Below are 26,010 nucleotides of genomic sequence, written 5' to 3'. Positions count from 1 at the left end.
TGAAAAATGCGGATATATAGAAACCGCTAATTTTAGGATATTTCACACGGGTTATGCAAGTTTTTATTTGTTTTTGTTGCTGTTTTGCCATTCGTTCAAATCGAGGCTGGCTTGATACAGGCCGCGGTCGGTTTCCGATGGGGTGACGGTAAATCCTGATTTTTCAGCGAGTTTGAGCATCGGTGCGTTTTCTTTGAGGATTTCCGCATTCATGGTTTGGTAACCTTGCTGTGTGGCAGTTTGGATAATCAGGCTCATCATTTTGCCGGCCAAGCCGGTTTTGCGTGCTTCTGGCGCCAAAGTAATGCCGAACTCGCACTCATTGCGATTGATGCGGCTGTAGCGGCTGACTGCGACGATACGGCCGTCTGAAGCGAAGGCTGCCCACGCGCATTCGGTATGGAAATCGGGACGGGTCAGCCGTGCGAGTGTGGGCAGTGGCAACTCGTTGGTATGGGTCATGAAGCGCGTATAGCGGTCGGCCGCAGGTAATTGGCGGACAAATTTTTGTTTGGCTTCGGCATCTTCAGGCTCTAGTGCGCGGATGTGCAGTGTGTTGCCGTCGGGCAGGGTAAAGGTATCGGTTTGGCTCGGATAGGGTGCGAGTACGTTTTGTATCTCGGGCGTTTCGATTTTAGGGTGCAGTAGTTCGGAAGCGGCTTCGCCGGTGTTGCGTAGGAATTCAGCTGCGGCAGGATTTTTTTGTTGGAGGTAGGCGGCGGCGCTTTGCATTTTGGCGGCGGCCTGTTCCAATGTTTGGACGGCTTTTTTTGGGATTTTGGTTGTTGGTGCAACAGGTTTTTCCACGATTTTGGGAATAATGGTACTGCTGTATTGGTTGCCGTTGTAGTTGAGGATAATGTCGCCGATATGTTGGTCGTTGTGGATAAGCGTGTTTAGGGAATGCAGGAATTGATTGAGAACGGAAGTGTTGTCGAGTTCTGCAAACTGGCTTAAACGCTGGATATCGAGCGTGGTAAAGGGAGGTAATGCGGCTTCGGTTTGACCGTTGTAATGGGCGGTAAGGATGTTGCCGTAAATGGCATGACGGCTGAACCGGAATTGGACGGCATTGTGTTTTTGGGTTTGGCACGGAGGCAGGTATAGGGCTTCCGCCATCAGTTCGGTTTGGCCGGATGCAATGGCTTTATCGATATTTTTGCTTTTAGGTGTTTTCAGACGGCCTGTTTTGGCTGGTGCAGGGGTATTTTGCACCTGTTGCAAATAGGCGGTTTGATTGCGGAAATAAAGTGTCAGTAAGGCTTCTTCCGGCGTGTTAAACCGAGTCAGGCCGTCTGAAAAACGATAGCTGACGAGAATGGGCTTGCTGGTTTTTTGTGCCAAATTATCCAGAGTTTGATGAATGCTGTACGCATCCGGCGTATCTGGCGAAATAATGCCGAGCAGGGCTTGAGTATGTGGATTTTGTAATTGTTCGAGTGCCAAGCGGTGGATGCGTGCAGGCGTAGGGCTGCTGCCGATGCAGCCTTGTCGGATGGATGGTACATCGGTTGGGAGGTCGAGGGTCAATTCGCAGGTATCGGCGGTAGTGCGCAGCCATTCTATCGGTGTGTCGGACAGAATGGTGGGATTAGTAATGACGGGAATGCTGGAAAGGTGGGCTTTTAGGGCTGCTTCCAGTTCGGAGGTGTTGAATACCAGTTGGAAATTGCAATGGCGGCTGAGGCTGCGCAGGATGGCTTTGTCTGTGTTGTCGGTGTAGTGTGTGGACAACAGGATAAGCGGAGTGTGGCGTGTAAAGTGGCGGATGGCACTGAACAGCTCGCGTTGGTTTTCGGCCGGATTGTAGTGGGTAACGGCAACTTTGGTATGGCGGTTGTGGCCGAAGCGGTTGAGCCAGTCGGCGGATGTGGTGGGGCTTAGGTCATAGTTGAGGCTGATGTGGCGTGATACGCCTTGGTGCAGCGTGTTCAGCAGGTGGTTGATGTTGCGGCTGACGGTGCTGTGGCCGGTCAGTAAAGCGATATGGCCGGCCGGATAGTCGGCTTGGGTGCCGATGTTGAGGTTGAGCGAGGGGAGTTGGATGCCTGCGCTATTGCACGCGCTGATGTTTAATTCGTCGCCGTGATGTTTTTGAATGATGGAACGGGCGTTTTTACAGGATTCGGGTGGTAGGTTTTCCCAATCTTGAATCAGGATAATGTGGCGCAGGTCTTTTTTACGGCAGGCTTTGAACAGCGAGTCGTAATGGTCGGGCGGGATAACGGCAACAACCAAATCGGCTTGGCCCGGGATTTTGCTGAGGCTGGAGTAGGAGGGAATGCCTGCGACACTGCTGTGTCGAAGATTGACGGGGGTGATTTTGCCTTGATATGAGGAACCGAGCAGGTGGCTGAAAATGCGTTCGCCAAGGCTTTGCGGACGTTCGCTGGCGCCGACGAGGATGATGTGTTCAGGCATGAAGAAGTAGCCGGTTTGGACGGTTGCACTCATGATGGTTCCTTATTTGTGTTTTTGGCCGTCTGAAAAGTTTCAGACGGCCTTATTTTTAGACTTCTTTTTTGTCTCCGGCTTTCTTTTTAGGAAGGATAAAACGCATCCTCAGGCCGTTGGGTTTGACATTTTCAGCAATGATTTTACCGCAGTGCTGTTCCATAATGTGTTGCGTCAAGGCAAGCCCTAAACCTGTACCGGGCTTGTGCGCGCTGGAGTCGGCGCGATAAAAGGCAGTGAAAATATGCGGAAGCTGCATTTCATCTACGCCAGGCCCGTTGTCGGTAACATCGATAATCCAGTTTTTGCCGTCTTGTCCGATATGGGTTTGAATGGTGCTGCCTTCCGGACTGTAATTGATGGCGTTGCGGATCACGTTGTCAAAGGCGCGGTATAGATAGCCTTCGTTGGCGCTGACTACGGCATTTTCAGGAATTTTTGGGTCAATACTCAGGGTAACGCTTTGGTTGTTTTGGTGGGCAATGCTTTGGTTGTCCTCAATCAAGTTAGTCAGGAAAGGAACGAGTTTGAGGTTTTCTTTTTCCAAAGGGATATTGGAAGTTTCCAAGCGAGAGAGGGTCAACAATTCTCCGACCAAAGTATCCATGCGCACCAGTTCGCCTTCGAGTCGCTTGAGGTATTGCTCTTGTTTTTGCGGCTGGGATTGAATCAGGCCGACAATCGCCTGCATACGCGCTAGCGGCGAGCGCATTTCATGAGAAACGTGGTGGAGCAGGTGGCGCTCTTTGGCAACAAGTTTTTCAAGTTTCTCGGCCATTTTGTCGAACTGTACGGCAAGGTGGGACAATTCGTCGTCACGGTCGTCAACTTGTTGGGAAATGCGGGTCTCAAGTTCTCCGTTGGCTACTCTGTCCATGCCGCCTCCCAAAATTTTAATAGGCTTGGTAATGTTGTTGGCAAGGATGTATGCCATCAAGAGCCCCACAACGATGATAAAAGACAGAATGATAAATTCGTGCCAAATAGGCGAAAGCGGCAAGCCGGGAATGAAGAGCGGGCTAGGGAGGCGTTGGGCTTGATGATTGTCCCAGCCTTTAATAAAGAAGAGGTATTCTTCGCCGAAACGGTCGTATTCGATGTGTGCCAAATCAGATTCGGGGTTGTTGATGGCAAAGATACGGGCGCGCTCAATGGAGAGGCTGTCGATGTTTCGGCCTAAAATATCTTTTTTATCGTCGCCGGTAATGACATAAACGGCATTGGAAACCGGATTGTTTTTCCATTCGGAAAGAATTTCGCGCGCACCGCTGTCTCCACGTGAGTTGAATGCGGAAATGATGCTGCTCATCAATGTGGTTTCGATGGTGCGGCGTTGGTTGAATTGGTTTTCGGCAAGGGTGTTTTGTACCAGCCAAAATGAAAAACTCGCCACAAAGATTGCGCAGACGATGACTGCGCAAAATGTGGCGAAGATGCGTTGAAACAGTTTCATTGATCTGTTTAATCTTTAATTTTTAACAAACAGGTAGCCTAAGCCGCGTACAGTTTGAATCAGGGAAGCATCGCCCAATTTGTGGCGGATGCTGGAGATGTGTACGTCGATGCTGCGGTCAAATTTAGCCAGTTTGCGGTCGAGTGCCTCGATAGACAGGGTCTCTTTGCTGACAACTTGTCCGGCATGGCGCATCAAAACTTCGAGCAGATTGAACTCGGTGCTGGTCAATTCAAGCGGAATGTCTTTGATGCTGGCTTGGCGTTTGGCAGGGTAGAGGACAACGTCGCTGACAGAAATGCTGTTCGGCGCGTTGTTTTGTTCGTTGCTGTGTTGTGCGCGGCGCAAGATGGCGTTGATACGTGCCAAGAGTTCGCGCGGTGTGCATGGTTTCGGCACATAATCGTCCGCACCCATTTCCAAACCGATAATACGGTCGATGTCGTCACCTTTTGCAGTCAGCATGATGATGGGCACAGTGCTTTGGGTGCGTACGTTTTTCAGAACGTCCAAACCGTTCATTTTAGGCATCATGGAGTCTAATACGACGACATCGTATTGTCCGGTCAGAATTTCTTGAACGCCGGCTTCGCCGTCAGGAACGCTGTGGACGTTGAGGCCTTCGGCAGTCAGGTATTCGGTCAGTAATTCGGTCAAGAGGGCATCGTCATCTACGAGTAATACGCGACTCATGGAATTTCCTTTTCGTGATTGTATGCGCCGTGGCACTAAATAGGCGGTGCGGCGATTAAAATAGAGTTGTGTTCAATCTTAACATGCAATCTGCTTTTGTTGATAGCGTAATTTTCTGTGCTTTTGCGCTTTTTTGCATAGAAACTTGTCGCTCTTTACATTTTCAGACGGCCTGTAAGGACAAACTGACAATTGAGTGTGTTTTGTTTAGGGTTTGTCACATGATTTGGCAGTTTGGTGTTTCGGTGCATTGATGAAATCTTTGCAATCGGACAAAAGTTTGGGCAGCAGAGGGGCGAATACCGGATGGCTGCGTATTTTGTCGGCGTAGAAATACATCATATAGGGGTAATAATATTGCACTGCCTGCATCCATTGCGCACCTTCTTCTTTCTTGCCTTGTCGGTAGAGGTAGAGGCCGACTTGATAGGCGCTGGAGTAGGGGCGGTAGGTTAGGGCTTTGAGTGCGGCTTCTTCTGCCCACGGGCGGATGTAGGCATCGGTCGGGTCGGCACGTTTGCTCAAACTTAAATCGGCGTAATAGGCAAGCATAGGGCTTTCTTTGGAGAGCTGCTGCAAACCGTCGATTTTATTTTGAACTGTTTGCGGATTGTCGGTTTCCCCTACACGGCTATATTGGGTCAGATTTTGATATTCCCAGCTGAGGTTTGCCATGCCGATTAAAATCGATAAAGCGGCTATACCGCCTGCCCACTGTCTGATTCGGGTAGATAAAGGGCCGTCTGAAACATCTTTCGGATAAGAAGGTGTAAGCGACAGAATCAGGCTGAATACGGTGAGAAAGTAGATATACCAAAGCGGATATTCGAGCATGCTGTGGCAGAGGCTGACGGCGGCGGCGGTCAGTAAAAACAGGGAAGCCGGTGTTTGGTTGCGTCCCAATAGTCGCCATACGGCTGCAAGCAGGGTTAAGGTTGCAAGCAAGGTGCCGGCAATGCCCATTTCGGACAATAACTGCATGACGATATTGTGCGAATGGGTAAACAGTACGCCGAGGATATTGTTGGGGAAGTATTGTTGTTGGGCATTGATCAGGAAGGTTTGCTGGGCAAAGCTGTTCCAGCCGTGCCCGAACCAAGGTGCGGATTGAAAGGCAATCCATGCTTTGCTCCATTCGATTTGGCGCATGGAGCCTTCAAAACCGCTGGTGCCAGCGCGTTCGACAGCAGTTTCGTATTTGATGTTGCCAAACAAATCCAACAGGCTGCCCATGCCGAATTGGAAAGCGGCGGCCAGGATTGCGGTCAGAAGGAAAATGCACAGTGCACGTTTGTGTTGGAAACGGGTACGCCAAAACCATAACGGCGTAATCAGGAATAGGGCGGCGATGTAGCCTAAGATGGTGCGCGAGTTGACAAGGCCGAGAATCGCAGTCAATGCTAACACGAACAGAAAACCTGCTGCATTGGACATTTTACGTGCCGTCCATAAATAAGATGCCGCCAAAATGCCCCACATTAAATAATGTCCCAAATGGTTTCGTTGGCCGAGTTGGCCGTTTACGGTGCCGTTGCTTCGGGCAATGATGCCGTTCAACCATTCTACGTTGGACCAGCCTTTAAATTGCAGCCAGACGATAGCGGCCTGTATGGTTGTCCCTATCAATAAAGACCAAGCAAAGATGCTGACGACGCGTTCTTGTCCGTAGGCAGTTACCCAGCCGCGAACCGACCATGCGCCCAGTGCCAAAATGACAAAGGTCCAGGCAGTGATGTTGCTCATACCAGGGTAGGTGGAATGCATGAAGCGCGCTTGGAGCGACCAAAATGCAGCCATGGCAAACAAACCGATACTGAGTGCGGGAAGGCGGATATTCAGCAGGCCTTTGTGTGCGCTAATCAATGTCAGTACCAATGAGCCGCTCAGTGAGATGGCTTCCAAATAAAAGCTGGGCAGCGGACCGACTCGGTAGAGTGAGAGAAAAGGGACGGCACAAATCCAAAGAAAACTGAGCCATAAAGGCCAAAAGGTTTTCACTGGAGACTCAGTCAGGCCGTCTGAAAGTGTGTGGTAGGTCATTTTGATGTGTGTTTTTGTTGTTTGATAAATGCAAGGCAGCCGAGGAAAAAGGCAATGCACAATAATACGGAAACGGCGGCGCAAATCCGGCTGGCGATGACCGTGTCTGACAGGCGCATACAGGCTTCAGCAAAGTAAATCAGAATCAGCATGGAGCTGTATTGATAAGTGTAGATGCGTTTTTTCAAAATGCCGGTCAACGGCAGGCACAGCGGCAGGGCTTTCAGTGCCAGCCATGAACCGCCTTCGCGCAATGGCGCGATCCACAATTCCCATGACAAGGAAAGTAGAATCAGCAGGATAAGGCTTACGGAAGTTGTAAGATAAGGTAATGGGGAGCGTGTATTGTTCACAATATTGAGGGCGTAAAGCCGTACTGGAAACTTAAAATTATACCGCTAAAAAGGCGGGGTAAGCCAAGAATATTGCTTAAAGATACTGAAGAAAGGATTTATTGTTTTTTCTTCAAACGAATGAAACTTTATCTTGTTTTATAGTCTTATTAATATATATATTTAATAAAGATTGTGTTATTATTCTAAATACTTTATCTCAGGAGGATAGAAAACCATGAATCGCGTTGCTGATGTTATCCGTGATGATATTAAAGTAATGACAGCCTATCAGGTTGCCGATTTGCCGGAAGGTTTTATTAAGTTGGACGCCATGGAGTGTCCGCATCATCCTTTCGCCGGGTATGAATCTTTATTGTCAGAATGGGCAGATTTGGCAAAGCAGGCACCGATTCATTTGTATCCCCATACTGCTAAGAGTGGTATTTATGAAGAATTGAGGGAAGTTTTCGGTATTCCCGATAAAGCGGAAATCGCGTTGGGTAACGGCTCCGACGAGCTTATCCAGTTTTTGACTATGCTGGTTGCCAAACCAAATGCGCGTATATTGGGTGTTGAGCCAAGTTTCGTTATGTATCGTCATAATGCCGCACTTTATGGCATGGAATATGTCGGCGTTCCCTTAAATCCGGATTTCTCTTTAAATCCTCCTGCCGTTTTGTCCGCTATCGAGCAACATCAGCCGTCATTAATTTTTATTGCCTACCCCAATAACCCTACCGGCGTGTGCTTTAAGCGAGAAGAAGTGGAGGCGGTCATTCGTGCGGCTACCGGCATTGTGGTTGTCGATGAGGCATATGGTGCGTTTCATCATGACAGTTTCCTTCCGTGGGCGGGCGAAGTCGAAAATCTGGTCGTAATGCGCACCATTAGTAAAATCGGCTTTGCCGGTTTGCGGATGGGGTATGCGGCGGCAAGTCCAAGCATTATGGGTGAACTGGCCAAAATTCTTCCGCCTTATAATATGAATCAATTAAGCTTGGCGGCGGCAAAATTCTCATTGAAACATCATCAAATCATTCAGCAAAACATTGATACATTAAAAAATGAGCGTTCGCGCGTGATGAATGAATTGCTGAAATTAAACCGTTTGCAAGTTTTTCCGAGCGAAGCCAACTTTATTACCGTTCGTGTTCCTGATGCGAACGGGCTGTTTGAAACATTGAAGCAAAACCGCATACTGATTAAAAAACTGCATGGCAGCCATCCGCTTTTGGATCAGTGTGTCCGCATAACCATAGGCTCGGCAGCGCAAAATGATGCCGTCTTGGCTGTTATTAAAAACCTTTACCCTAATCTTTGATTCTAAGGAAACTACCATCATGAACAAAGCTCAACTGCATTTGACCAATTTTCTGTTACTGGTTGAAGAAGCCGGCTCATTAACCAAGCTTGCACGCGCATGCGGTTATGAAAACTCCGCCTCTTTGTCTCAGCTCAAGCGCCGTTTGGAACAACAAGCAGGCGACGAGTCTGCACGCGGCATTCGTCCGAGCCTGGCTGCGAAGTTGGAATCCGGTATGCGCAAACGCAAAGGCTGGCTAAACCGTGATCACAGCAAAGACCAAGAAAAAGCAGCAGCGGTTGAAGCGGCGCGTTTGGAAAAACAAACTGTCGAAGCAGCAGAAACTGGTGTTTCAACCGAAGGCCGTTTTGTTACCGTTACCCGTAATACCAGCGAAACCCAAATCACCGTCAGCCTCAATCTTGACGGTACCGGTAAATATCGTCTGGATACTGGCGTTCCTTTCCTTGAACACATGCTTGCCCAAGTGGCGCGTCATGGTTTGATTGACTTGGATATTACCTGCAAAGGCGATTTGCACATTGACGATCATCACACGGTTGAAGACATCGGTATCGTGGTGGGTCAGGCCTTGAAACAGGCGCTTGGCAATAAAGCCGGCATTACCCGTTACGGTCATGCCTATGTTCCGCTGGATGAAGCGTTGAGCCGTGTGGTTATCGACCTTTCCGGTCGTCCTGGTTTGGTGTACAACATCGACTTTACCCGCGCCCTGATCGGCCGTTTTGATGTCGATTTGTTTGAAGAATTTTTCCATGGTCTTGTGAACCACAGCATGATGACCTTGCACATCGATAATTTGAGCGGCCGTAATGCACACCATCAAGCTGAGACCGTTTTCAAAGCCTTCGGTCGCGCCTTGCGCATGGCAGTCGAATACGATCCGCGCATGATGGGTCAAACGCCTTCTACCAAAGGCACGCTGAGCGAAGAATCTGTCCAAGAAGAAGCAGAAGCTGCATCTGAAGAATAAGGCATCGTGTGAATGAATAAAGGCCGTCTGAAACCGATTGGGATTTCAGACGGCCTTTTAGTATTTGTCTTGTATATCGGCAATATTTTGTTTTAAACCATCTTTTGCTACAATCATTCTTATTATTATATTAATCATTAAATGTTTTCAGACGGCCTGAGGAGAAGCAATGAAAGTAGCGATTGTTGATTATGGAATGGGAAACCTGCACTCAGTATTGAAATCTGTTCAGGCGGCGCAGGTCTTGTCCAATCAAAATGCCGAGGTTTATCTGACTTCTCGGCCTGAAGAAGTGATGGCGGCGGATAAGGTAATCTTTCCGGGGCAGGGTGCCATGCCGGATTGTATGTCGGCGCTGAAGGCAAGCGGTTTGGGTGAGGCGGTTTCAGACGGCCTGAAAAACAAGCCGTTTTTTGGCATTTGCGTAGGTGCGCAATTATTGTTTGAACACAGCGAAGAAGGCGATACAGATGGTTTGGGTTGGTTTGAAGGTCAAGTAAAACGGTTTTTGTCCAATCAAACCGATGCACAGGGAGGCCGTCTGAAAGTGCCGCATATGGGTTGGAATACAGTGCGTCAAACCCGTCCTCATCCTTTATTTCAAGACATTGGGCAGAACGAGTATTTTTATTTTGTTCACAGCTATTATTTTGCGCCGAAAAATGAAGAGATTGTTTTAGGCGTCAGCGAATATCCGAATGAATTTGCCTGCATTGTCGGTAAAGATAATGTGTTTGCCACACAGTTTCACACGGAAAAAAGCCATCAGGCAGGATTATTGCTGCTGCGGAATTTTTTAAATTGGCAGATTTGAGGCTTTAACATAAATCTACTAAAAATCGCTAATTTGTGTAAAATATACTGAAATTGAGTAGAGGAGAAAAAAATGCTGTTGATACCTGCCATTGATTTGAAAGAAGGACGCTGTGTTCGCTTAAAACAAGGCTTGATGGAGCAGGCGACGGTGTTTTCCGATTCGCCGGCAGAGATGGCTTTGCATTGGCGTAATCAAGGCGCACGCCGTTTGCATTTGGTTGATTTGAACGGCGCATTCGCAGGCGTTCCTCAAAATTTTCCGGCGATTAAAGAAATTTTGGCCGCCGTGGCTAAAGATATTCCGGTACAGCTTGGCGGCGGTATCCGTGATTTGGGCACCATCGAAAAGTATTTGGATTTGGGTCTGACAGATGTGATTATCGGTACGGCCGCGGTAAAAAATCCTGAATTTGTGCGCGAAGCATGTAAGGCATTTCCGGGTCAGATTATCGTCGGCTTGGATGCCAAAGACGGTATGGTGGCGATAGACGGTTGGGCAACGGTAACGGAACACCATGTCGTCGATTTGGCCAAGCGTTTTGAAGACGATGGTGTCAACAGCATTATTTATACCGATATCGGTCGCGACGGCATGATGAGCGGCGTGAATATCGAGGCTACCGTCAAATTGGCTCAATCAGTGAATATCCCGATTATCGCTTCCGGCGGCTTGACGAATTTGGACGATATCCACGCATTGTGTGCCGTTGAAAAAGAGGGTGTGAGCGGTGCGATTACCGGCCGCGCAATTTATGAGGGAAGTATTGATTTCGCACAGGCACAAAAACTGGCCGATTCTTTGGCTTGAACTAAGTGCGTTTAATTATACAGATTAGGGCTTTGCAGGGTGTAACAGCGCAGGAGTTGGCGCATAGCTGAAAATGCCTTTAAAAGCGGCATTTTGCAAAGTCCTTAGACTTAAAATCTGTCTGAAATAATTATAAAAAACAACTCACTCAATATCTTATTTTATTAAGGGATTGGTATGCTTGAAGCGTTTGTTTTGGGTTTTTGGATTATCTGGTCATCCGATCGCGAAGTGTATCCGCTAAGCGAAAGTTTGTGGTTCACACTGATTGCAGTGATACTGCGACAGCTGACGGCGTTTGATTTGCCGATTATCGATACCTATTGGATGATTTTCAATGGGATAGTGTGGGCATTTGCCGGTTTGATTTTTTCCATAGTCGGCCGCATTGACAGCAATTTCATTATTTCCTGTGTTTTGGCGATGATGGCCGGCATTGGTTATTTTCAGCTGTTGCAACATTTGCCGGATTGGTTGAGCAAATTTTTGGCCTGACGGTTTCAGACGGCCTGAGAGCGGATAAGAGGTATTGAGTATGGCATTGGCAAAACGAATTATTCCTTGTCTGGATGTAAAAGACGGTCGCGTGGTAAAAGGCGTCAACTTTTTGGGTCTGCGCGATGCGGGTAATCCGGTTGACGTTGCCAAACGCTACAACGATGAAGGCGCGGATGAGTTGACCTTTCTGGACATCACTGCCTCCAGCGATAATCGCGACACTATTTTGCACGTTATTGAGGCAGTCGCTTCACAAGTTTTTATTCCATTGACAGTCGGCGGCGGCGTGCGCACAGTTGCCGATATCCGTCGTCTGCTTAATGCCGGTGCCGATAAGGCCAGCATCAATACGGCCGCTGTAACCAATCCTGATTTGGTAAACGAAGCGGCCGGTTTTTTTGGTTCGCAAGCGATTGTTGTTGCCATGGATGCCAAAGCGGTCAACCCTGAAAACACCCGTTGGGAAATCTTTACCCACGGCGGACGTAATCCGACCGGTTTGGACGCGGTGGAGTGGGCTGTCGAAATGCAGCGGCGCGGTGCGGGCGAGATTTTGCTGACCAGCATGGACCGGGACGGTACCAAGCAAGGTTTCAACCTGCCTTTGACACGCGCGGTCAGCGAAGCGGTCGATATTCCGGTCATTGCTTCCGGCGGCGTCGGTTCGGTTCAACACTTGGTGGACGGCATTAAAGAAGGAAAGGCAGATGCGGTATTGGCCGCCAGTATTTTCCACTTTGGCGAAGCGAGTATCCGCGAAGCAAAACTGGCCATGCGTGAAGCAGGAATTGAAGTGCGTTTGTGATTACTATCCAAAGGCCGTCTGAAAATATGGGAGAAAAACGCGAATGTCGAACATAAAAGAAACGCTGCTGAATGCCGTAAAATTTGATGAAAGAGGTTTGGTTTGCGCGATTGCCCAAGATTGGCAGACACGCCGTGTGCTGATGGTTGCCTGGATGAACGCCGAGGCCCTGCAAAAAACCGTAGAAACCGGTTTTGCCCACTATTACAGCCGTTCCCGCCAAAAACAATGGATGAAGGGCGAAGAGTCCGGACATACGCAAAAAGTACATGAATTGCGCCTGGATTGCGATGGAGACGCGGTGGTCATGCTAATTGAACAAAACGGCGGCATTGCCTGTCATACTGGGCGCGAAAGCTGTTTTTACAAAGTTTGGCAAGACGGCGCATGGCAGACAGTCGATGCCGTGTTGAAAGATGAAGAGGCGATTTACGGACATAAACATCCTTAAGGCCGTCTGAAAGAAAATAAGGGAAACCGACCATGACCGATACTATCCTTACCCAAATTCAAAACGTCATCGATTCGCGCAAAGGCGGCGATCCCGATGCTTCTTACGTTGCCCAACTGCTGCACAAAGGCGAAGACAAGATTTTGAAAAAAGTCATCGAGGAAGCGGGTGAAACCTTGATGGCCTCTAAAGATGGCGGCGGCGAGCATTTGGTTTACGAAGTGGCGGATTTGTGGTTTCACACCATGGTTTTATTGGCGCATCACGGATTGCGCGCCGAAGATGTAGTAAACGAGCTTGCGCGCCGTCAAGGTTTGTCGGGATTAGTGGAAAAAGCTTCTCGCAAAGAATCTTGAATTTATATTACAATCTCGTATTTGACCTATTTCAGAATCCGTCTCTTGGGGTAAAACGATTTCCCTTTTTTGGTCGAAACCCGTTACGCCCGTTTTCAGACGGCCATTGGAGCCATTATGGATAATTGTATTTTCTGCAAAATCGCAACCAAAGATATTCCGGCACAAACCGTTTACGAAGACGACGAGATGCTTTGTTTCAAAGACATCCGTCCTGCCGCACCAGTACATCTGTTGCTGATTCCGAAAGTGCACTTCGATTCACTGGCGCATGCAACCGCCGAACATCAAACCCTGTTGGGCAAAATGATGTTGAAAGTTCCTCAAATCGCCCATGAGGCAGGTTTGACCGACGGTTTCAAAACCCTGATCAACACAGGCAAAGGCGGCGGACAAGAAGTCTTCCACCTGCATATCCATATCATGGGTACGCCTGCATAATTATTATCTCTTTTTAAATTAAACAAATTCAAGGATTTATCATGGGTAGCTTCTCTCTTTGGCACTGGATTATCGTACTGATTATCGTCGTTTTGGTATTCGGTACCAAAAAATTGCGCAACGTCGGCAAAGACCTCGGCGGTGCGGTACATGACTTCAAACAAGGCCTGAACGAAGGTACAGACGGCAAAGATGCCAAAAAAGACGAAGTCATCGAACACAAAAAAGACGAAGACAAAGCATAATCCATGTTTGATTTCGGTTTGGGCGAATTGCTGCTGGTCGGCGTTGTCGCCCTGATAGTACTTGGCCCCGAACGTCTGCCGCAAGCCGCGCGCATGGCCGGGCGTTTGGTCGGTAAATTGCAAGGCTTCGTCAACAACGTCAAGCAGGAGCTCAACACTCAGGCTGAGTTGGACGAATTGCGCAAGGTGAAGCAGGAATTTGAAGCCGCCGCTTCGGAGTTTCGCGACGGTATCAAAGACTTGGGCAATGATGCACAAAAAAACCTGAGCGATATTTCAGACGGCCTCAAGCCGTGGGAACGTCTGCCCGAACAGAAAACGCCTGCCGATTTCGGAGTGGACGAGTTGGGCAATCCTTTGCCTGATCTGGCTTCAAACAGCATTGAGAATGAAAGTGCAATCGAGGCTTCTGAGCAGGGTGGGGCAGTGCAACAAGAGCTTGTCGAGGCTGAAAATGCCGAGTCCGAGCAAGACCGCGCTTGGCGTGAGTACTTGACGGCTTCAGTTTCACCTGCTCCTGCGGTTGAAGTCAGCTATATCGAATCTCCTATTGCTGATGTTCCTCCGCTGCATACGACCTCTTTGCGTAAGCAGGCGATGAGCCGCAAACGCGATATGCGCCCGAAATTCCACGCCAAGCCCAAACTGCGCGTCCGTAAGTAAAAAGTGAGTCAACCGGTGTCCGAATCTCAACACGAACAACCCGTCCAACCGCTTATCGAGCATCTTCTCGAGCTGCGCCGCCGCATGATGTGGATCGTCATCGGTATCGTCGTCTGCTTTTTGGGCATGATGCCGTTTGCCCAGCAGCTCTATACCTTTGTTGCCGAACCATTGATGGCCAATCTGCCTAAAGATACCAGCATGATTGCGACCGATGTGATCGCGCCGTTTTTTGTGCCGGTCAAGGTTACTTTGATGGCGGCGTTTCTGCTGTCGTTGCCGCACACGCTGTATCAAGTTTGGGCGTTTGTCGCTCCTGCCTTATACCAAAACGAAAAACGTTTGATTACGCCGCTGGTGTTGTCCAGCGTAACACTTTTTTTTGTTGGGATGGCGTTTGCCTATTTTTTGGTGTTTCCCGTTATTTTCAAATTCTTGGCCGGTGTAACCCCTGTCGGCGTCAATATGGCGACCGATATCGACAAATACCTGTCCTTTATTTTGGGCATGTTTGTCGCATTCGGAACGACGTTTGAAGTTCCCGTCGTTGTGGTGTTGCTTGCCAAAATGGGTATTGTTTCGACTGAACAGCTTAAGAATGCGCGTCCGTATGTGATTGTCGGTGCGTTTGTCGTGGCCGCAATCATCACGCCGCCTGACGTAATTTCTCAAACCCTGCTTGCTGTCCCACTGATTCTGCTCTACGAAGCAGGCATTTGGTTCAGTCGTTTTGCCAAAGTGAAAACGCAGCAGGAAGATGAAGATACACCGCAACCACCGGCAGAAGTTTAAGAATTAAGGCCGTCTGAAGAATTTTTCAGACGGCCTTTGTATCATGGTATTTTCAGTTTTTAAGAAACAGAATGATGAATGTTCGGGGAATCGTACAAAAACTCTACAGCCACAAATTCTTTTGATGCGACTAAAAATTACGACCGAGGGTTTTGCCGAAATCGAAGCAGTAATGCGTAATAGTCCCTCATGCGTCAATGGGCTGGTACTCTGAAGATGATTTCAATACCAAGCTGGCGAAATTACGTTTGGGAAATAAGGTGATTTTGGCCAAGGTATAAATCAAGGATCTTGATATTAGGTAATTGATAAAAAATATTCGTTTCTATCTTATTGAAAAGTATGATGTCAGGCCGTCTGAAAATTAACTGCATTTCAGACGGCCTTTTTATTGTCCTTGTTTTTTCTTTGCTATCCTTAGTTATCAAGCATCTGGCAAAAGGGTTTTGAAAAAGAGAAGTTTATATTTTGACTAAATCCAGCCGTATGATTCTGTGTAAAAATGTGTTATCGTATCCAAATGTGTTAAGAAACATTAATAAATTTGTATTTTTCTTACAGAGAAAGGCTTCAAAATGGATGGATGGACTCAAACGCTGAGTGCCGGTACCTTGCTCGGTATCGCCGCTGCAGCGATTTTGCTGATCTTGATTTTGATTGTAAAACTGCGCGTTCATGCCTTGCTGACGCTGGTATTGGTCAGCCTGCTGACTGCCATCGTAACAGGTCTGCCTATGGGCAGCATTGTTAATGATGTATTGGTCAAAAACTTCGGCGGTACGCTTGGCAGCGTGGCGTTATTGGTTGGTTTGGGTGCAATGCTCGGCCGTTTGGTGGAAACTTCCGGCGGTGCGCAGTCCTTGGCAGATGCGCTGATTCGGATTTTTGGTGAGAATCGTGCGCCATTTGCTTTAGGCGTGGCTTCTTTGATTTTTGGTTTCCCGATTTTCTTTGATGCCGGCTTGGTGGTGATGTTGCCGATTGTGTTTGCAACGGCACGCCGTATGAAGCAGACCGTTCTGCCATACGCGATGGCGTCTATTGGCGCATTTTCGGTTATGCACGTCTTCCTGCCGCCTCATCCCGGCCCGATTGCTGCTTCTGAATTTTATGGTGCAAACATCGGTCAACTGCTGATTTTAGGTTTGCCTGTTACCTTGATTACTTGGTATTTCAGTGGCTATTTATTGGGTAAAGTTTTGGGTCACAGCATTCATGTACCTGTTCCTGATCTGATCAGTGGCGGTACGCAAGATAATGACCAGCCGAAAGCACCTGCAAAAGCATCTACCGTCGTCTGCATTATGCTGATTCCTATGTTGTTGATTTTCTTGAATACTGGTTTATCCACTTTAATCAGCGAGAAAGTCGTCAGCGCAGACGAAGGTTGGGTGCAATTTGGTCGTATGATCGGTTCGACACCGATTGCTTTGCTGATTTCTGTTTTGGTAGCCATGTATGTATTGGGTGGCAAACGTGGTGAAAAAGCCAGCGCTTTGGAGAAAACCATCGATGGCGCATTGGGTCCGGTTTGCTCGGTCATTTTGATTACCGGTGCAGGCGGTATGTTCGGCGGCGTATTGCGTGCCTCCGGTATCGGTAAGGCTTTGGCAGACAGTATGGCGGACTTGGGTATCCCTGTTTTGCTGGGTTGTTTCTTGGTGGCTTTGGCTTTGCGTATTGCGCAAGGTTCTGCGACCGTTGCATTGACTACCGCTGCCGCGTTGATGGCACCGGCCGTTGCAGCGGCAGGTTTCAGCGATTGGCAGATTACTTGCGTGGTCTTGGCTACGGCGGCAGGTTCCGTTGGTTGCAGCCACTTTAACGACTCCGGCTTCTGGCTTGTCGGTCGTCTGTTGAATATGGATGTGCCGACGACCTTGAAGACATGGACGGTCAACCAAACACTTATCGCACTCATCGGTTTTGCTTTATCGTCAGTGTTGTTTATTTTGGTTTAATCGAAAACGGCCGGCGGATAGTGTTTTTGAGATAACACAATCCGCCCGTTTTTAAATACCGTTAAAATCCAGATAAACAAGGAGTAGAAAAATGACGACACATTTTGTCATGATGGGCGTGTGCGGTTGCGGTAAAACCACGGCCGCACTCTCGTTGCAAAAATATCTTGATCAATGTCCCTATGCCGAAGGCGATGATTTCCATACTCAAGCCAACCGCGACAAAATGGGTGCCGGTATTCCGCTGACGGATGAAGACCGCTATCCTTGGCTGAGCAATTTGCGTGACTGGATGACGGAGCAGGCAAAAAACGGGGAAAAATATTCCATCGTTACTTGTTCCGCACTCAAGCATCACTATCGAGATATTCTGCGTGGTGCGGAAGGGAAGGTGGCTTTTATTCATCTGACTCCGCCTCAAGCAATCAATCTCGAACGTATGCTGTCGCGCCAGGGGCATTATATGAAAGCCGGTATGCTGGATTCGCAGCTGGAGATTTTGGAAGAGCTGGGTGCGGATGAGTACGGCGTTAAAATCGACAATCCGGGTTCGCCTGAAGCCGTTGAGGCAGATATTGTGAACTGGGTAAAAGCGCAAGGCTTGATTTAGTAATGATCAGAAATGAAAAGGCCGTCTGAAATATTTCAGACGGCCTTTTTTGATGAGATTTAGAATGTTTTTTGCGAATCAAGCAATAAGGTAACCGGCCCGTCATTGCAAAGGGAAACCTGCATATGGGTTTGGAATCTGCCGGTTTCGACAGTCAGTCCATGTTCGCGCAAAAGTTGCGCGGTATATTGATAGAGTTTATCCGCTTGTTCAGCAGGGGCGGCATTGGAGAAGGACGGACGGCGGCCGCTGCGCGCATCGGCGTAAAGGGTAAACTGGGAAACCAGTAATATCGAGCCGCCGACATCTTTGAGCGATAAATTTAATTTGCCGTTTTCATCTTCAAAGATACGCAGGTTGGCGGTTTTGTCCGCAATGTATTTGGCGTCTGCTTCCGTGTCAGCGTGGGTAACGCCGAGCAATATCATAAATCCGTTGTCGATTTTTCCGCAGGTTTCGCGGGAGTTTTCGGACAAAACGTCAACTTTGGCTTGGGTAACTTTTTGAATAACGGCGCGCATGATGTTTTTGAATAAAAGAAGTTTGTAAAAAAGGGCGTAAAAGACACGCCCTTTGGGTTGGAGTATGGTTTCAGATGGCCTGAAACCATTGAATCAATTTACGGATTAATGCCGTTTTCTTTTAAGATGCGTTCGATCTGATTATTAACTTTTTGCCGTTTGACTGCTTGGGCAATTTGGTTGCGTACCAGCTCGAAAGGTTCGGCATTCGGATCATGCTCTACCGCGCTGAGTTTGAACAGATAAAAACGGTTTTCCATCTGAATCGGCTCATGTGTTACGTCGCCCCGGGTCATGTCGGCAAAAGCAACGGCCAGTTGGGGAGGAAGCTGTTGCGGAGAAATGAAGCCGTCAAATTCTTGTTCTGGGTTAGGATAGCGCTTCATCAGCTCTTCGAATGACAAGCCTTTGAGCAGCAGTTCTTGCGCGGCGCGTACTTCGTCGGCTGAGGCAAAGCTGACTTGTTGCAGCTTGATAATGCGTGTTTGCTGGTCGTAGAAACGGCGCAACTCGGCATCGTCAACTGCGGTTTGACGTTCTAGATAAGCAGCATATTGGTTGGCATAGAACTCAGCTTCAACGTTTTTGAATTGATTCTGCACTTCCGCATCTTTGTCCAAACCAGCTTTAAAGGCTTCATTTTTCAAGATTTCCAAAGTCTGCAAGCGTGTAACCACATCTTTGCGGATTGCCTGACCATCGGGTTTGGCAGTCTGGTTGGGATGCTGGTCGGCCTGTCTCAATACTTCGGCAACCATGTTGTCGATGCGGGCAGGATCGATATCAGGCGCTTTGGCGGTTGCCAAACCGACCGTTGACAGGGCGAGGATGGCCAAAACGGCAGTTTTGGGCTTGATGTTCATGTGAGTTCCTTATTGCCCGCCGCTATAAACGGCGGGCACGTTATATTATTTGTTGACTTTGATGCTGGCTTTTTTCAGCAATGATTGAATGGCCGCATTGACACGGGCTCCCTGTAAGTCGCTGCCAATCTCGTTTTTAGCGGCTTCGTAAGAAGGCACGGTAACATTACGGCGGTCATTGACATAGAAGACGGCATACAGATTACCGTTTTGTAGCGGCGTTCTAGTGTGCGCGCCTTTTTTTAGGTCTTTGACGGCTGCATAAAGCGGAGGTGCTGATTCTTGCAAATCTTTGAGCGGAACATAAGCTTTAGGGATACCGCCGGCTTTTTTGGCAGCTTCATCAATTGAATATTGATTCAATACCGAAGCAAAGCTTTTTTTCGCGTCCAAGTCGGCAATGGCTTTTTGAGCATTGCTATTGCTGTCGGTTACGATTTCGCCTAGTTGGACTTCCTGAGTACCTTTATAGAAGTTGCTGAAGTCGTTGTAAGCGGCTTTGACATCTTTTTCTTGGACAGGATATTGACGGACGATATGTGCCGCGAAAGCTTGGCCTAACAAATCATTTTCAAAAGCCGCCCATTCGGTTTTGAATGTGGGCTTTTTATCCGCTCCTTGCTTGGCGGCATCGGCACGTGCTTGCTCCAGTGCCGCTTTGAATTCAGCGCTTTGATCCAACTTTAATTTTTTGGCTTCTTGGGTAACAACAGTGCTGATAACTTGACGTTCAGTCAGCATTTGACGCAATTCAGGCGTATCTTGAATGTTAGGATTGCTGGCGCGTACGGAAGCCACTTGGTCGTCAATAACGCTGCTGTCGATGGCTTGGCCGTTGACGGTAACCAAAGTTTGGGCAAACAGGGTGCCGGAAGTCAGAGCGAGCATCAAGGCTGAAGCAAAGTAGGTTTTTTTCATCGTATTTCTCTTCTAAATTAATGATTGGAAATCAAAGTTTGGGCGGTAATCTTAATGGAAGTATTCGTCCGGCGTGGTTGCTTTGATGCTGAGCGCATGAATCAGGCCGTCTGAAAACAAGTCTTGTAAAAGCTGCTTAATCATACGTTGCCGTTGGAGGCGGCCGATATTTTCAAATGCGTTGCTGACCACCAATATCGCATAATGCCCGCCGCCTTTATTGCCGGCATGGCCGGCGTGCAGATGGCTTTCATCTTCAAAATCGAAGAACTCAGGCTCAAGTGCCTGCAGGCGTTCTTCAATCATTTGATGCATATTGCTCATTTGAACACGGCTTTAAAGGGTTTGATCAAGACTTCGGCGTATACGCCGGCATCGACGTAAGGGTCTTGTTCGGCCCATTCTTGTGCGGCGTCTAAAGATTCAAATTGAGCCACAATCAGGCTGCCGGAGACGCGTTCTGGATTATCCGGCAGGGGATTGGGGCCGGCAGTCAGCAGACGGCCTTGCGCTTTCAATTCTTCCAAACGTGCCAAATGCGCGGGGCGTGCCGCCATGCGTGCTTCGTGGACATCTTCGGCATCAGTGGCCAAAAGCATGAAATATTCCATTATTGGTTCTCCTTAGGCTGGAAACGCATCAGATACATGCCCTGTGCGATAGAAAAAATGATTGTGAAACCCAATGTGCCGAACAATTTGTAATTGACCCATTGGTCTGGAAAATACGTAAAGACAAAGAGATTGGCAGCACCCATAAAAATCAGGAAGCCAATCCATGCATAAGTCAGGCGCGTCCATACAAAATCAGGAAGCTGCATTTCTTTACCCATCACGGCTTTTAGCCCGTTTTTACCGGCAAGATGACTAAACAGCATGACGATCGCGCCGATCCAAAACAGAACGGTCGGTTTCCACATGATGAAGCGGTTGTCTTTCAGTAAAATCGTTGCACCGCCAAAGAAGACAATCAAAATCAGGCTGATCCATTGCATGGTGTCCAGCTTGCGGTGTTTCCAAAAGGTCAACGCAGCTTGGGCTATGCCGACTACAACTGCGACAGCCGTTGCGGCAATCATGTCTTTGGTGATGATGTATGTAATGAAAAATAAGAATACGGCGAATAAGTCGCTCAAAACTTTCATATGTTAATGATGAAACTAATTGAGTAAATGCTAATCATACAGGCAGATGTGTTTTTTTGCACCTTCCCTCATGACTTTAATACCGCATATATTTATATAAAATATTTGTTTTGGGTTAGAGAAATTTGTAAAAAAGAAACACAAGCATGCAAAAGTAATAGATTTACCAAGGAATTTCAGGCTGAATGGCCTGTATTGCTTGGCAGAAATGGGTTAAAAATATATCATGACGTAATATCTAGTAAATATATGGTTAAATGCGCGCACATTGGTCAGTACCATAATTTCCGAACAGGGGATCAGTTTTGAAAAAACATCACAATATTAAATTAATTACAGCTTCTATCGCTTTAATGACATCGCTTGGTGCTTCAGCAGGTTTGGGCGGCTTGAATGTCCAATCTCATCTGGGTGAGCCTTTTACAGGCAGTATTACCGTAACAGGCGAGGAAGCCCAGGCTCTGCTTAACGGCGGCAAGGCCACTATTTCAAATGGCAATTTGCGCGCGGCAGTACGCAAATCAGGCGATAAGGCAGTCGTTACGATTCGTTCTTCCAAAGCCATTAAAGATCCTGTTTTGGTTTTCCAAGTAGGTGTCGGCACGCAATCGCGTGAATACACTGCCATCATCGATCCGGCCGGATACGACGCTAAAGATGTGGCATCCGTCCGCACCCGTCAGGCTGCTGAATCTCAATCCTTCGAGCCGACACGCAATGCCCAACAGCCTGTAACAAAAAACAATAAAGCAGCAGGCAATCAGGTAGCTCAAGTGCGTAAAGATGCGCAACGTAAGGCTGAAAAAAAACAAGTTCAGACGGCCTCTGCTAAAAACGATACGGCCGTACGTTCAGGCAGACAGCATTTGGTGCGTACGGGTGAAACCCTGATTGCCATTGCGTCCAGCATCCGTCCGCAAGGTATGACCTTGGATCAAACCATTCAAGCGTTGGTTAATGCCAATCCGGATGTGTTTATTGATAACAATGCCAACCGTATGTTGGCAGGTAAAGTGCTGAATATCCCAAACCGTAGCGAATTGCAACGCTTGGCTTCTTCTGCGCCTGTTAAAACCAATACAGCTACAGCGACAGAGAAAGACAATGAAACCGTCAATGTAACAGAAGCTAAAACAGAAAAACCTGTTGTTCAGCCTGAGGCTAAAACTGAAGCCCAGGTTAAAGATGCTGGCGTAAATACACAGCAACAGGAAGAAGTGAAACAAGCTTCAGCTGAACAAACAGAACAAGCAGCATCTGCAGCTGTCAATGAAAATGCCGCATCGACTGTTCCTGCGTCAGATATTCAAGAAGCTATGGCTTCTGATGCCCAAGAGGATGTAGTGGCTTCTGAGCCTGTTGCAACCACGGATTCTGTCGCGGAGCAAACAGAAGGCGAATCAGACGGCAATTTATGGAAATGGTTATTGGCAGGCGGAGCAGCCCTTATTGCTGCTTGGTTGTTGTTGAAAGCTGCCGGTAAACGTAAAGACGAGACAGAGGCGGTACCTGTAAGCCGTAAGGATGAAGAGAAGCCTGTACAGAAAAATGTTGCTGCTTCAGCTGCTGCAGTTGCTGCAACTAAAGTAACGCCGTCTGAAAAAACTCAAGATGGTCTGTTTATCGAAGATGATTTCGAAGATGATGTGGTTATCAATGAAGTAGAAGAATCTTCCACTATTAATGATGTCAAACTTGATTTGGGCAAGATTGACAATAGTCAGGCAGGTATTCTTTCAGGTGCAGTAACGCATGATGTTGAGACAGAGCAACGTCGTCATGCTGATTGGGACAATATCGAATCAACAGAAAGCGTGTACGAACCTGAACCAGAAAATCCGTATCAGCCGGTATCTGTTGTTATGCCGGAACGTAAAGAAGAGCAGGCAAATACATTTGCTGAGTTTGATGTGGCGGCAGAGAAAAAAGTCTCTGAGTCAAGAAATGAAGAGCCACTCGAGTTTACGGTAGATACCCCTGAAGATTCAGACAGCCATGTGCTGCCATTTGATGTCAAGCAAGATCAAGACTTGCAAATTCAAGAAACCAAAGAAGAAGTAGAGAAAGAAGAAGCTGCTTCTGAGTTTGTGATTGAAGAAGGTGCATTGGAATGGGGTGCTGAAGATGTTTCAGTAGCCGCCGATAAAAGCAATAGTGAAAGAGGTTTTGTTTCAGAATCAGTCGGTATGACTGCACCGCTTGAAGCTAAATATGATTTGGCTAAGATGTATATCGAAATCGGTGATCCTGAAGCGGCTCGAGAAACATTGCAAGGGCTGATTGAAGAGGCTGAAGGCGATATTCTGCATAAAGCCCAAAAACTGATGAAAGAACTTGGTGTATAAGTGCCAGTCAAATGAAGATGCCGTTTCAGACGGCATCTTTTTTATGGTAAATTAAAAAGCAAGATTTTGGCTGAGTCTATTATTGGTTGGGTAAGATTTCGGTTTTATTTTATATGATGGTTGAAGATAAAGGCCGTCTGAAATACATAATGGAGGAGTGTGTTGATCACGCCTTTTTAATATTTGTTACTTGAGTATAGACAACAATATCAATTTACAAGAAGTATAAGAAATGACTGAACAAGTAAATACAACAGGGCATCTCGTGCAGCGCTGGGCTTTGACCCTTTCTTATGACGGTAGCCGTTTTTATGGTTGGCAAAAACAGGCCGGAGATTTGCCGACTGTTCAGACGGCCTTAGAGCAGGCATTGTCTTCAATAGCGGGGGAACAAATTAATACTATTGTTGCGGGAAGGACGGATACGGGTGTGCATGCAACTGCCCAGGTGGTGCATTTTGATACATCAGTAAGTCGTCCGGAGCAAGCATGGGTGCGGGGTGTCAATGCATATTTGCCTGATGGTGTTGCTGTGTTGGTTGCGCAAAAAGTTGCACCTCATTTCCATGCCCGATTTGATGCTTATGGCCGCCATTATCGTTATTTATTGGAATCCTCACCGGTTCGTTCTCCATTATTGGTTGGCAGGGTAGGGTGGACGCATTTGAAATTGGACTTAAATCTGATGAGGCAGGCTGCTGCCTTATTGGAGGGGGAGCATGACTTTTCCAGTTTTCGAGCAGCTGAATGTCAGGCAAAATCCCCTATAAAGACACTATATAGTGCAAGTATTAGTGGAACTTCTCGCTATCTGTGCCTTGATTTGCATGGGAACGCATTCTTACATCATATGGTACGCAATATTATGGGTGCATTGGTGTATGTGGGTAGTGGCAGAATCAGTGTGAATGAGTTTGAGTCAGTCTTTCATGCAAAAAGTAGATTGAAGGCTCCGCCAACGTTTATGTCAGATGGCCTGTATCTAACAGGTGTTGACTATCCTGATGAGTTTGGAGTGATGCAACTATCGTTGCCTGAGTGGATGAGCGTTCTGGGTAATGGTTTTCAGACGGCCTGACTGCGGATTATTGGTATAAAAGCAACAAAATAGCGTGATTAATGTGTAAATTGATAAAGTGTTGTAAAAATGCAAATATGGTTTTAGGAGGAATTTATCATTGATTTTAAATAATAAATTTCCATTATTTGGGTTGTGCCTACCTTTATTTGGTTTCCGAAGTAGTGGGGGAGGATTGAATAAAGTTTGTTTTTTTAGAGAGGAACAATTATAGTGACAGTCATGGAATCGCTGATTCCAGCGATAAAGTAAGCCTAAGCGGATTGTCCAGTCTGCTTAAGTTATTTCTTCACAATAGAAAAGGAATACAGCAATGAAAAAATCTCTGATTGCTCTGACTTTGGCAGCTCTGCCTGTTGCAGCTATGGCTGATGTGACTCTGTACGGTCAAGTTAAAGCCGGCGTTGAAATTTCTCAAGTAAAAGAAGGTAAGACTACTTCTAAAACTGCTACTGAGATTGCTGACTACGGTTCTCGCATCGGCTTCAAAGGCCACGAACACTTGGGTAGCAACCTGAATGCTATCTGGCAAGTTGAACAAAACACTTCTATCGCCGGTGGTGACTCTGGTTTTGCTAACCGTGAATCTTTCATTGGTTTGGAAGGCGGCTTCGGTAAAATTCGTGCCGGTAATCTGAACACTGCTCTGAAAGATAGCAGCGACAGCTTCGACCCTTGGGAATCTAGTGCCGCTAACGCAGATGCTCTGCAACTGGGTAAAATTAAACGTGTAGATACTCGTAAAGTATCTGCACGTTACGACACTCCTGTATTGGGTGGTTTCAGCGCAAGCGTACAATTCCAACCTCGCGACAATGCTAACCCTGGCGACAAATACGATCACGCTGTGAAAAGCCGTGCGTCTTACGATTTGGGTCTGAACTACGAAAACTCTGGCTTCTTTGGTCGCTATGCTGGTTCTTACGCTAAACATGCTGTCTTGGATGCTGGCTACTTGGATGCATTCAACCACAATACTACTTTGGCTGCTGGTACTTACAAAGATCACCAAGCTCACCGTCTGACTGCTGGTTACGATGCCAACAACCTGATGGTTGCTGTTGTAGGTCAATACGAAGGCTTCAAAGCTGACGTAGCTGGTGCTAAGAAAAACGAACGTACTGAAGTTGGTGCAACTGCTGCTTACCGCTTCGGTAACGTAACTCCTCGTGTTTCTTACGCTCACGGTTTCAAAGCTAAAGAAGAAGGCGTGAAACAAAAGAACAGCGCTTACAACCAAGTTATCGTTGGTGCTGACTACGACTTTTCTAAACGTACTTCTGCCCTGCTGTCTGCTGGCTGGTTGAAAGAAGGCAAAGGCGACTACAAATACGAGAAAACTGCTGGTACTGTTGGCCTGCGTCACAAATTCTAATCTGACTTAAGATTAGTCTGAAAAAGAGCCTGTTTTATACAGGCTCTT

The 26,010-nt window shown here is 47.4% G+C and carries 28 protein-coding genes; 17 read left to right on the top strand and 11 right to left on the bottom strand.

From position 1 onward, the window contains the following. Window positions 1-63: 63 nt before the first annotated feature. The 5 genes from ACTHS8_RS06305 to ACTHS8_RS06285 form a co-directional block, all read right to left on the bottom strand. Complete coding sequence (locus tag ACTHS8_RS06305) at window positions 64-2,454, bottom strand: GNAT family N-acetyltransferase (protein WP_440373274.1); 2,391 nt, start codon at window positions 2,452-2,454, stop codon at window positions 64-66. Between the two features lie 55 nt (window positions 2,455-2,509). Further along, window positions 2,510-3,907 carry a HAMP domain-containing sensor histidine kinase gene (locus ACTHS8_RS06300; RefSeq protein ID WP_070589508.1) on the bottom strand — a complete coding sequence of 466 codons (1,398 nt, stop codon included), beginning with the start codon at window positions 3,905-3,907 and terminating at the stop codon, window positions 2,510-2,512. Window positions 3,908-3,922: 15 nt separating this feature from the next. After that, entirely contained in the window at window positions 3,923-4,600 is a 678-nt protein-coding gene (gene misR / locus ACTHS8_RS06295; RefSeq protein WP_070589510.1) for a two-component system response regulator MisR, read from the bottom strand. 207 nt (window positions 4,601-4,807) lie between these two features. Next, window positions 4,808-6,640: a Wzy polymerase domain-containing protein gene (locus tag ACTHS8_RS06290; RefSeq protein ID WP_440373273.1), complete on the bottom strand. Its 1,833-nt coding sequence runs from the start codon at window positions 6,638-6,640 to the stop codon at window positions 4,808-4,810. After that, window positions 6,637-6,993, bottom strand: a complete 357-nt coding sequence (locus ACTHS8_RS06285; protein ID WP_063075639.1) for a DUF2069 domain-containing protein — start codon at window positions 6,991-6,993, stop codon at window positions 6,637-6,639. Before ACTHS8_RS06285 ends, ACTHS8_RS06290 begins: the two co-directional genes overlap by 4 nt. Window positions 6,994-7,210: 217 nt before the next feature. Here ACTHS8_RS06285 and hisC point away from each other — a divergent pair, with 217 nt between their 5' ends. From hisC to ACTHS8_RS06215, 14 genes are all read left to right on the top strand, one after another. Then, on the top strand, window positions 7,211-8,296 hold the full coding sequence (hisC, locus tag ACTHS8_RS06280) for a histidinol-phosphate transaminase (protein WP_440373272.1): 1,086 nt from the start codon (window positions 7,211-7,213) through the stop codon (window positions 8,294-8,296). A 19-nt stretch (window positions 8,297-8,315) separates the two neighbouring features. Beyond that, window positions 8,316-9,272, top strand: coding sequence for an imidazoleglycerol-phosphate dehydratase HisB (gene hisB / locus ACTHS8_RS06275; protein WP_440373271.1), 957 nt, complete (start codon window positions 8,316-8,318; stop codon window positions 9,270-9,272). A gap of 169 nt (window positions 9,273-9,441) precedes the next feature. Next, entirely contained in the window at window positions 9,442-10,086 is a 645-nt protein-coding gene (gene hisH / locus ACTHS8_RS06270; RefSeq protein WP_440373270.1) for an imidazole glycerol phosphate synthase subunit HisH, read from the top strand. Between the two features lie 72 nt (window positions 10,087-10,158). Next, window positions 10,159-10,896, top strand: a complete 738-nt coding sequence (gene hisA / locus ACTHS8_RS06265; protein WP_070606856.1) for a 1-(5-phosphoribosyl)-5-[(5-phosphoribosylamino)methylideneamino]imidazole-4-carboxamide isomerase — start codon at window positions 10,159-10,161, stop codon at window positions 10,894-10,896. 177 nt (window positions 10,897-11,073) lie between these two features. Further along, window positions 11,074-11,391 carry a hypothetical protein gene (locus tag ACTHS8_RS06260; protein WP_063075325.1) on the top strand — a complete coding sequence of 106 codons (318 nt, stop codon included), beginning with the start codon at window positions 11,074-11,076 and terminating at the stop codon, window positions 11,389-11,391. A 40-nt stretch (window positions 11,392-11,431) separates the two neighbouring features. Beyond that, the gene (hisF, locus tag ACTHS8_RS06255) at window positions 11,432-12,199 is read left to right on the top strand and encodes an imidazole glycerol phosphate synthase subunit HisF (RefSeq protein ID WP_440373269.1); all 768 of its coding nucleotides are present in this window, start codon (window positions 11,432-11,434) and stop codon (window positions 12,197-12,199) included. 43 nt (window positions 12,200-12,242) lie between these two features. After that, a complete protein-coding gene (gene hisI / locus ACTHS8_RS06250; RefSeq protein ID WP_440373268.1) occupies window positions 12,243-12,650 on the top strand; it encodes a phosphoribosyl-AMP cyclohydrolase in 408 nt (135 codons plus the stop codon). A 32-nt stretch (window positions 12,651-12,682) separates the two neighbouring features. Continuing rightward, on the top strand, window positions 12,683-13,006 hold the full coding sequence (locus tag ACTHS8_RS06245) for a phosphoribosyl-ATP diphosphatase (protein ID WP_003679440.1): 324 nt from the start codon (window positions 12,683-12,685) through the stop codon (window positions 13,004-13,006). Between the two features lie 117 nt (window positions 13,007-13,123). Continuing rightward, window positions 13,124-13,447, top strand: coding sequence for a histidine triad nucleotide-binding protein (locus ACTHS8_RS06240; protein WP_049329536.1), 324 nt, complete (start codon window positions 13,124-13,126; stop codon window positions 13,445-13,447). A gap of 41 nt (window positions 13,448-13,488) precedes the next feature. Further along, complete coding sequence (tatA, locus tag ACTHS8_RS06235) at window positions 13,489-13,692, top strand: Sec-independent protein translocase subunit TatA (protein WP_003679438.1); 204 nt, start codon at window positions 13,489-13,491, stop codon at window positions 13,690-13,692. A gap of 3 nt (window positions 13,693-13,695) precedes the next feature. After that, window positions 13,696-14,355, top strand: a complete 660-nt coding sequence (tatB, locus tag ACTHS8_RS06230; RefSeq protein WP_440373267.1) for a Sec-independent protein translocase protein TatB — start codon at window positions 13,696-13,698, stop codon at window positions 14,353-14,355. A 15-nt stretch (window positions 14,356-14,370) separates the two neighbouring features. Then, window positions 14,371-15,147 (top strand): twin-arginine translocase subunit TatC, encoded by a 777-nt coding sequence (gene tatC, locus ACTHS8_RS06225; RefSeq protein WP_070606845.1) that lies wholly within the window; start codon window positions 14,371-14,373, stop codon window positions 15,145-15,147. Between the two features lie 575 nt (window positions 15,148-15,722). Further along, complete coding sequence (locus ACTHS8_RS06220; RefSeq protein ID WP_440373266.1) at window positions 15,723-17,108, top strand: GntP family permease; 1,386 nt, start codon at window positions 15,723-15,725, stop codon at window positions 17,106-17,108. Window positions 17,109-17,199: 91 nt separating this feature from the next. Further along, entirely contained in the window at window positions 17,200-17,718 is a 519-nt protein-coding gene (locus tag ACTHS8_RS06215; RefSeq protein ID WP_440373265.1) for a gluconokinase, GntK/IdnK-type, read from the top strand. Between the two features lie 59 nt (window positions 17,719-17,777). Here ACTHS8_RS06215 and dtd read toward each other — a convergent pair whose 3' ends face one another. From dtd to ACTHS8_RS06185, 6 genes are all read right to left on the bottom strand, one after another. Continuing rightward, entirely contained in the window at window positions 17,778-18,239 is a 462-nt protein-coding gene (gene dtd / locus ACTHS8_RS06210; RefSeq protein WP_003748635.1) for a D-aminoacyl-tRNA deacylase, read from the bottom strand. Between the two features lie 98 nt (window positions 18,240-18,337). Beyond that, the gene (locus tag ACTHS8_RS06205; RefSeq protein WP_250580682.1) at window positions 18,338-19,102 is read right to left on the bottom strand and encodes a peptidyl-prolyl cis-trans isomerase; all 765 of its coding nucleotides are present in this window, start codon (window positions 19,100-19,102) and stop codon (window positions 18,338-18,340) included. A 45-nt stretch (window positions 19,103-19,147) separates the two neighbouring features. Then, window positions 19,148-20,020, bottom strand: a complete 873-nt coding sequence (locus ACTHS8_RS06200) for a peptidylprolyl isomerase (protein ID WP_440373264.1) — start codon at window positions 20,018-20,020, stop codon at window positions 19,148-19,150. 51 nt (window positions 20,021-20,071) lie between these two features. After that, window positions 20,072-20,344 carry a BolA family protein gene (locus tag ACTHS8_RS06195; RefSeq protein ID WP_440373263.1) on the bottom strand — a complete coding sequence of 91 codons (273 nt, stop codon included), beginning with the start codon at window positions 20,342-20,344 and terminating at the stop codon, window positions 20,072-20,074. Next, window positions 20,341-20,631 (bottom strand): YciI family protein, encoded by a 291-nt coding sequence (locus tag ACTHS8_RS06190; protein WP_004519663.1) that lies wholly within the window; start codon window positions 20,629-20,631, stop codon window positions 20,341-20,343. Before ACTHS8_RS06190 ends, ACTHS8_RS06195 begins: the two co-directional genes overlap by 4 nt. Then, the gene (locus tag ACTHS8_RS06185; protein WP_070712274.1) at window positions 20,631-21,164 is read right to left on the bottom strand and encodes a septation protein A; all 534 of its coding nucleotides are present in this window, start codon (window positions 21,162-21,164) and stop codon (window positions 20,631-20,633) included. The genes ACTHS8_RS06190 and ACTHS8_RS06185 overlap by 1 nt, the downstream gene beginning before the upstream one ends. 353 nt (window positions 21,165-21,517) lie before the next feature. Between ACTHS8_RS06185 and ACTHS8_RS06180 the strand changes: the two genes are divergently transcribed. The 3 genes from ACTHS8_RS06180 (at window position 21,518) to porB (ending at window position 25,962) form a co-directional block, all read left to right on the top strand. Continuing rightward, window positions 21,518-23,509, top strand: coding sequence for a FimV/HubP family polar landmark protein (locus ACTHS8_RS06180; protein WP_440373384.1), 1,992 nt, complete (start codon window positions 21,518-21,520; stop codon window positions 23,507-23,509). Between the two features lie 232 nt (window positions 23,510-23,741). Further along, window positions 23,742-24,587, top strand: a complete 846-nt coding sequence (truA, locus tag ACTHS8_RS06175; protein ID WP_440373262.1) for a tRNA pseudouridine(38-40) synthase TruA — start codon at window positions 23,742-23,744, stop codon at window positions 24,585-24,587. 313 nt (window positions 24,588-24,900) lie between these two features. Further along, entirely contained in the window at window positions 24,901-25,962 is a 1,062-nt protein-coding gene (porB, locus tag ACTHS8_RS06170) for a trimeric porin PorB (protein WP_295862466.1), read from the top strand. The last annotated feature ends 48 nt before the right edge of the window (window positions 25,963-26,010 follow it).

It is taken from the genome of Neisseria sp. P0016.S008, from assembly GCF_051957775.1.
GTDB lineage: Bacteria > Pseudomonadota > Gammaproteobacteria > Burkholderiales > Neisseriaceae > Neisseria > Neisseria flavescens_B.
Note: the sequence above shows the minus strand (reverse complement) of the source record. Positions and strands in the feature narration are given on the sequence as shown.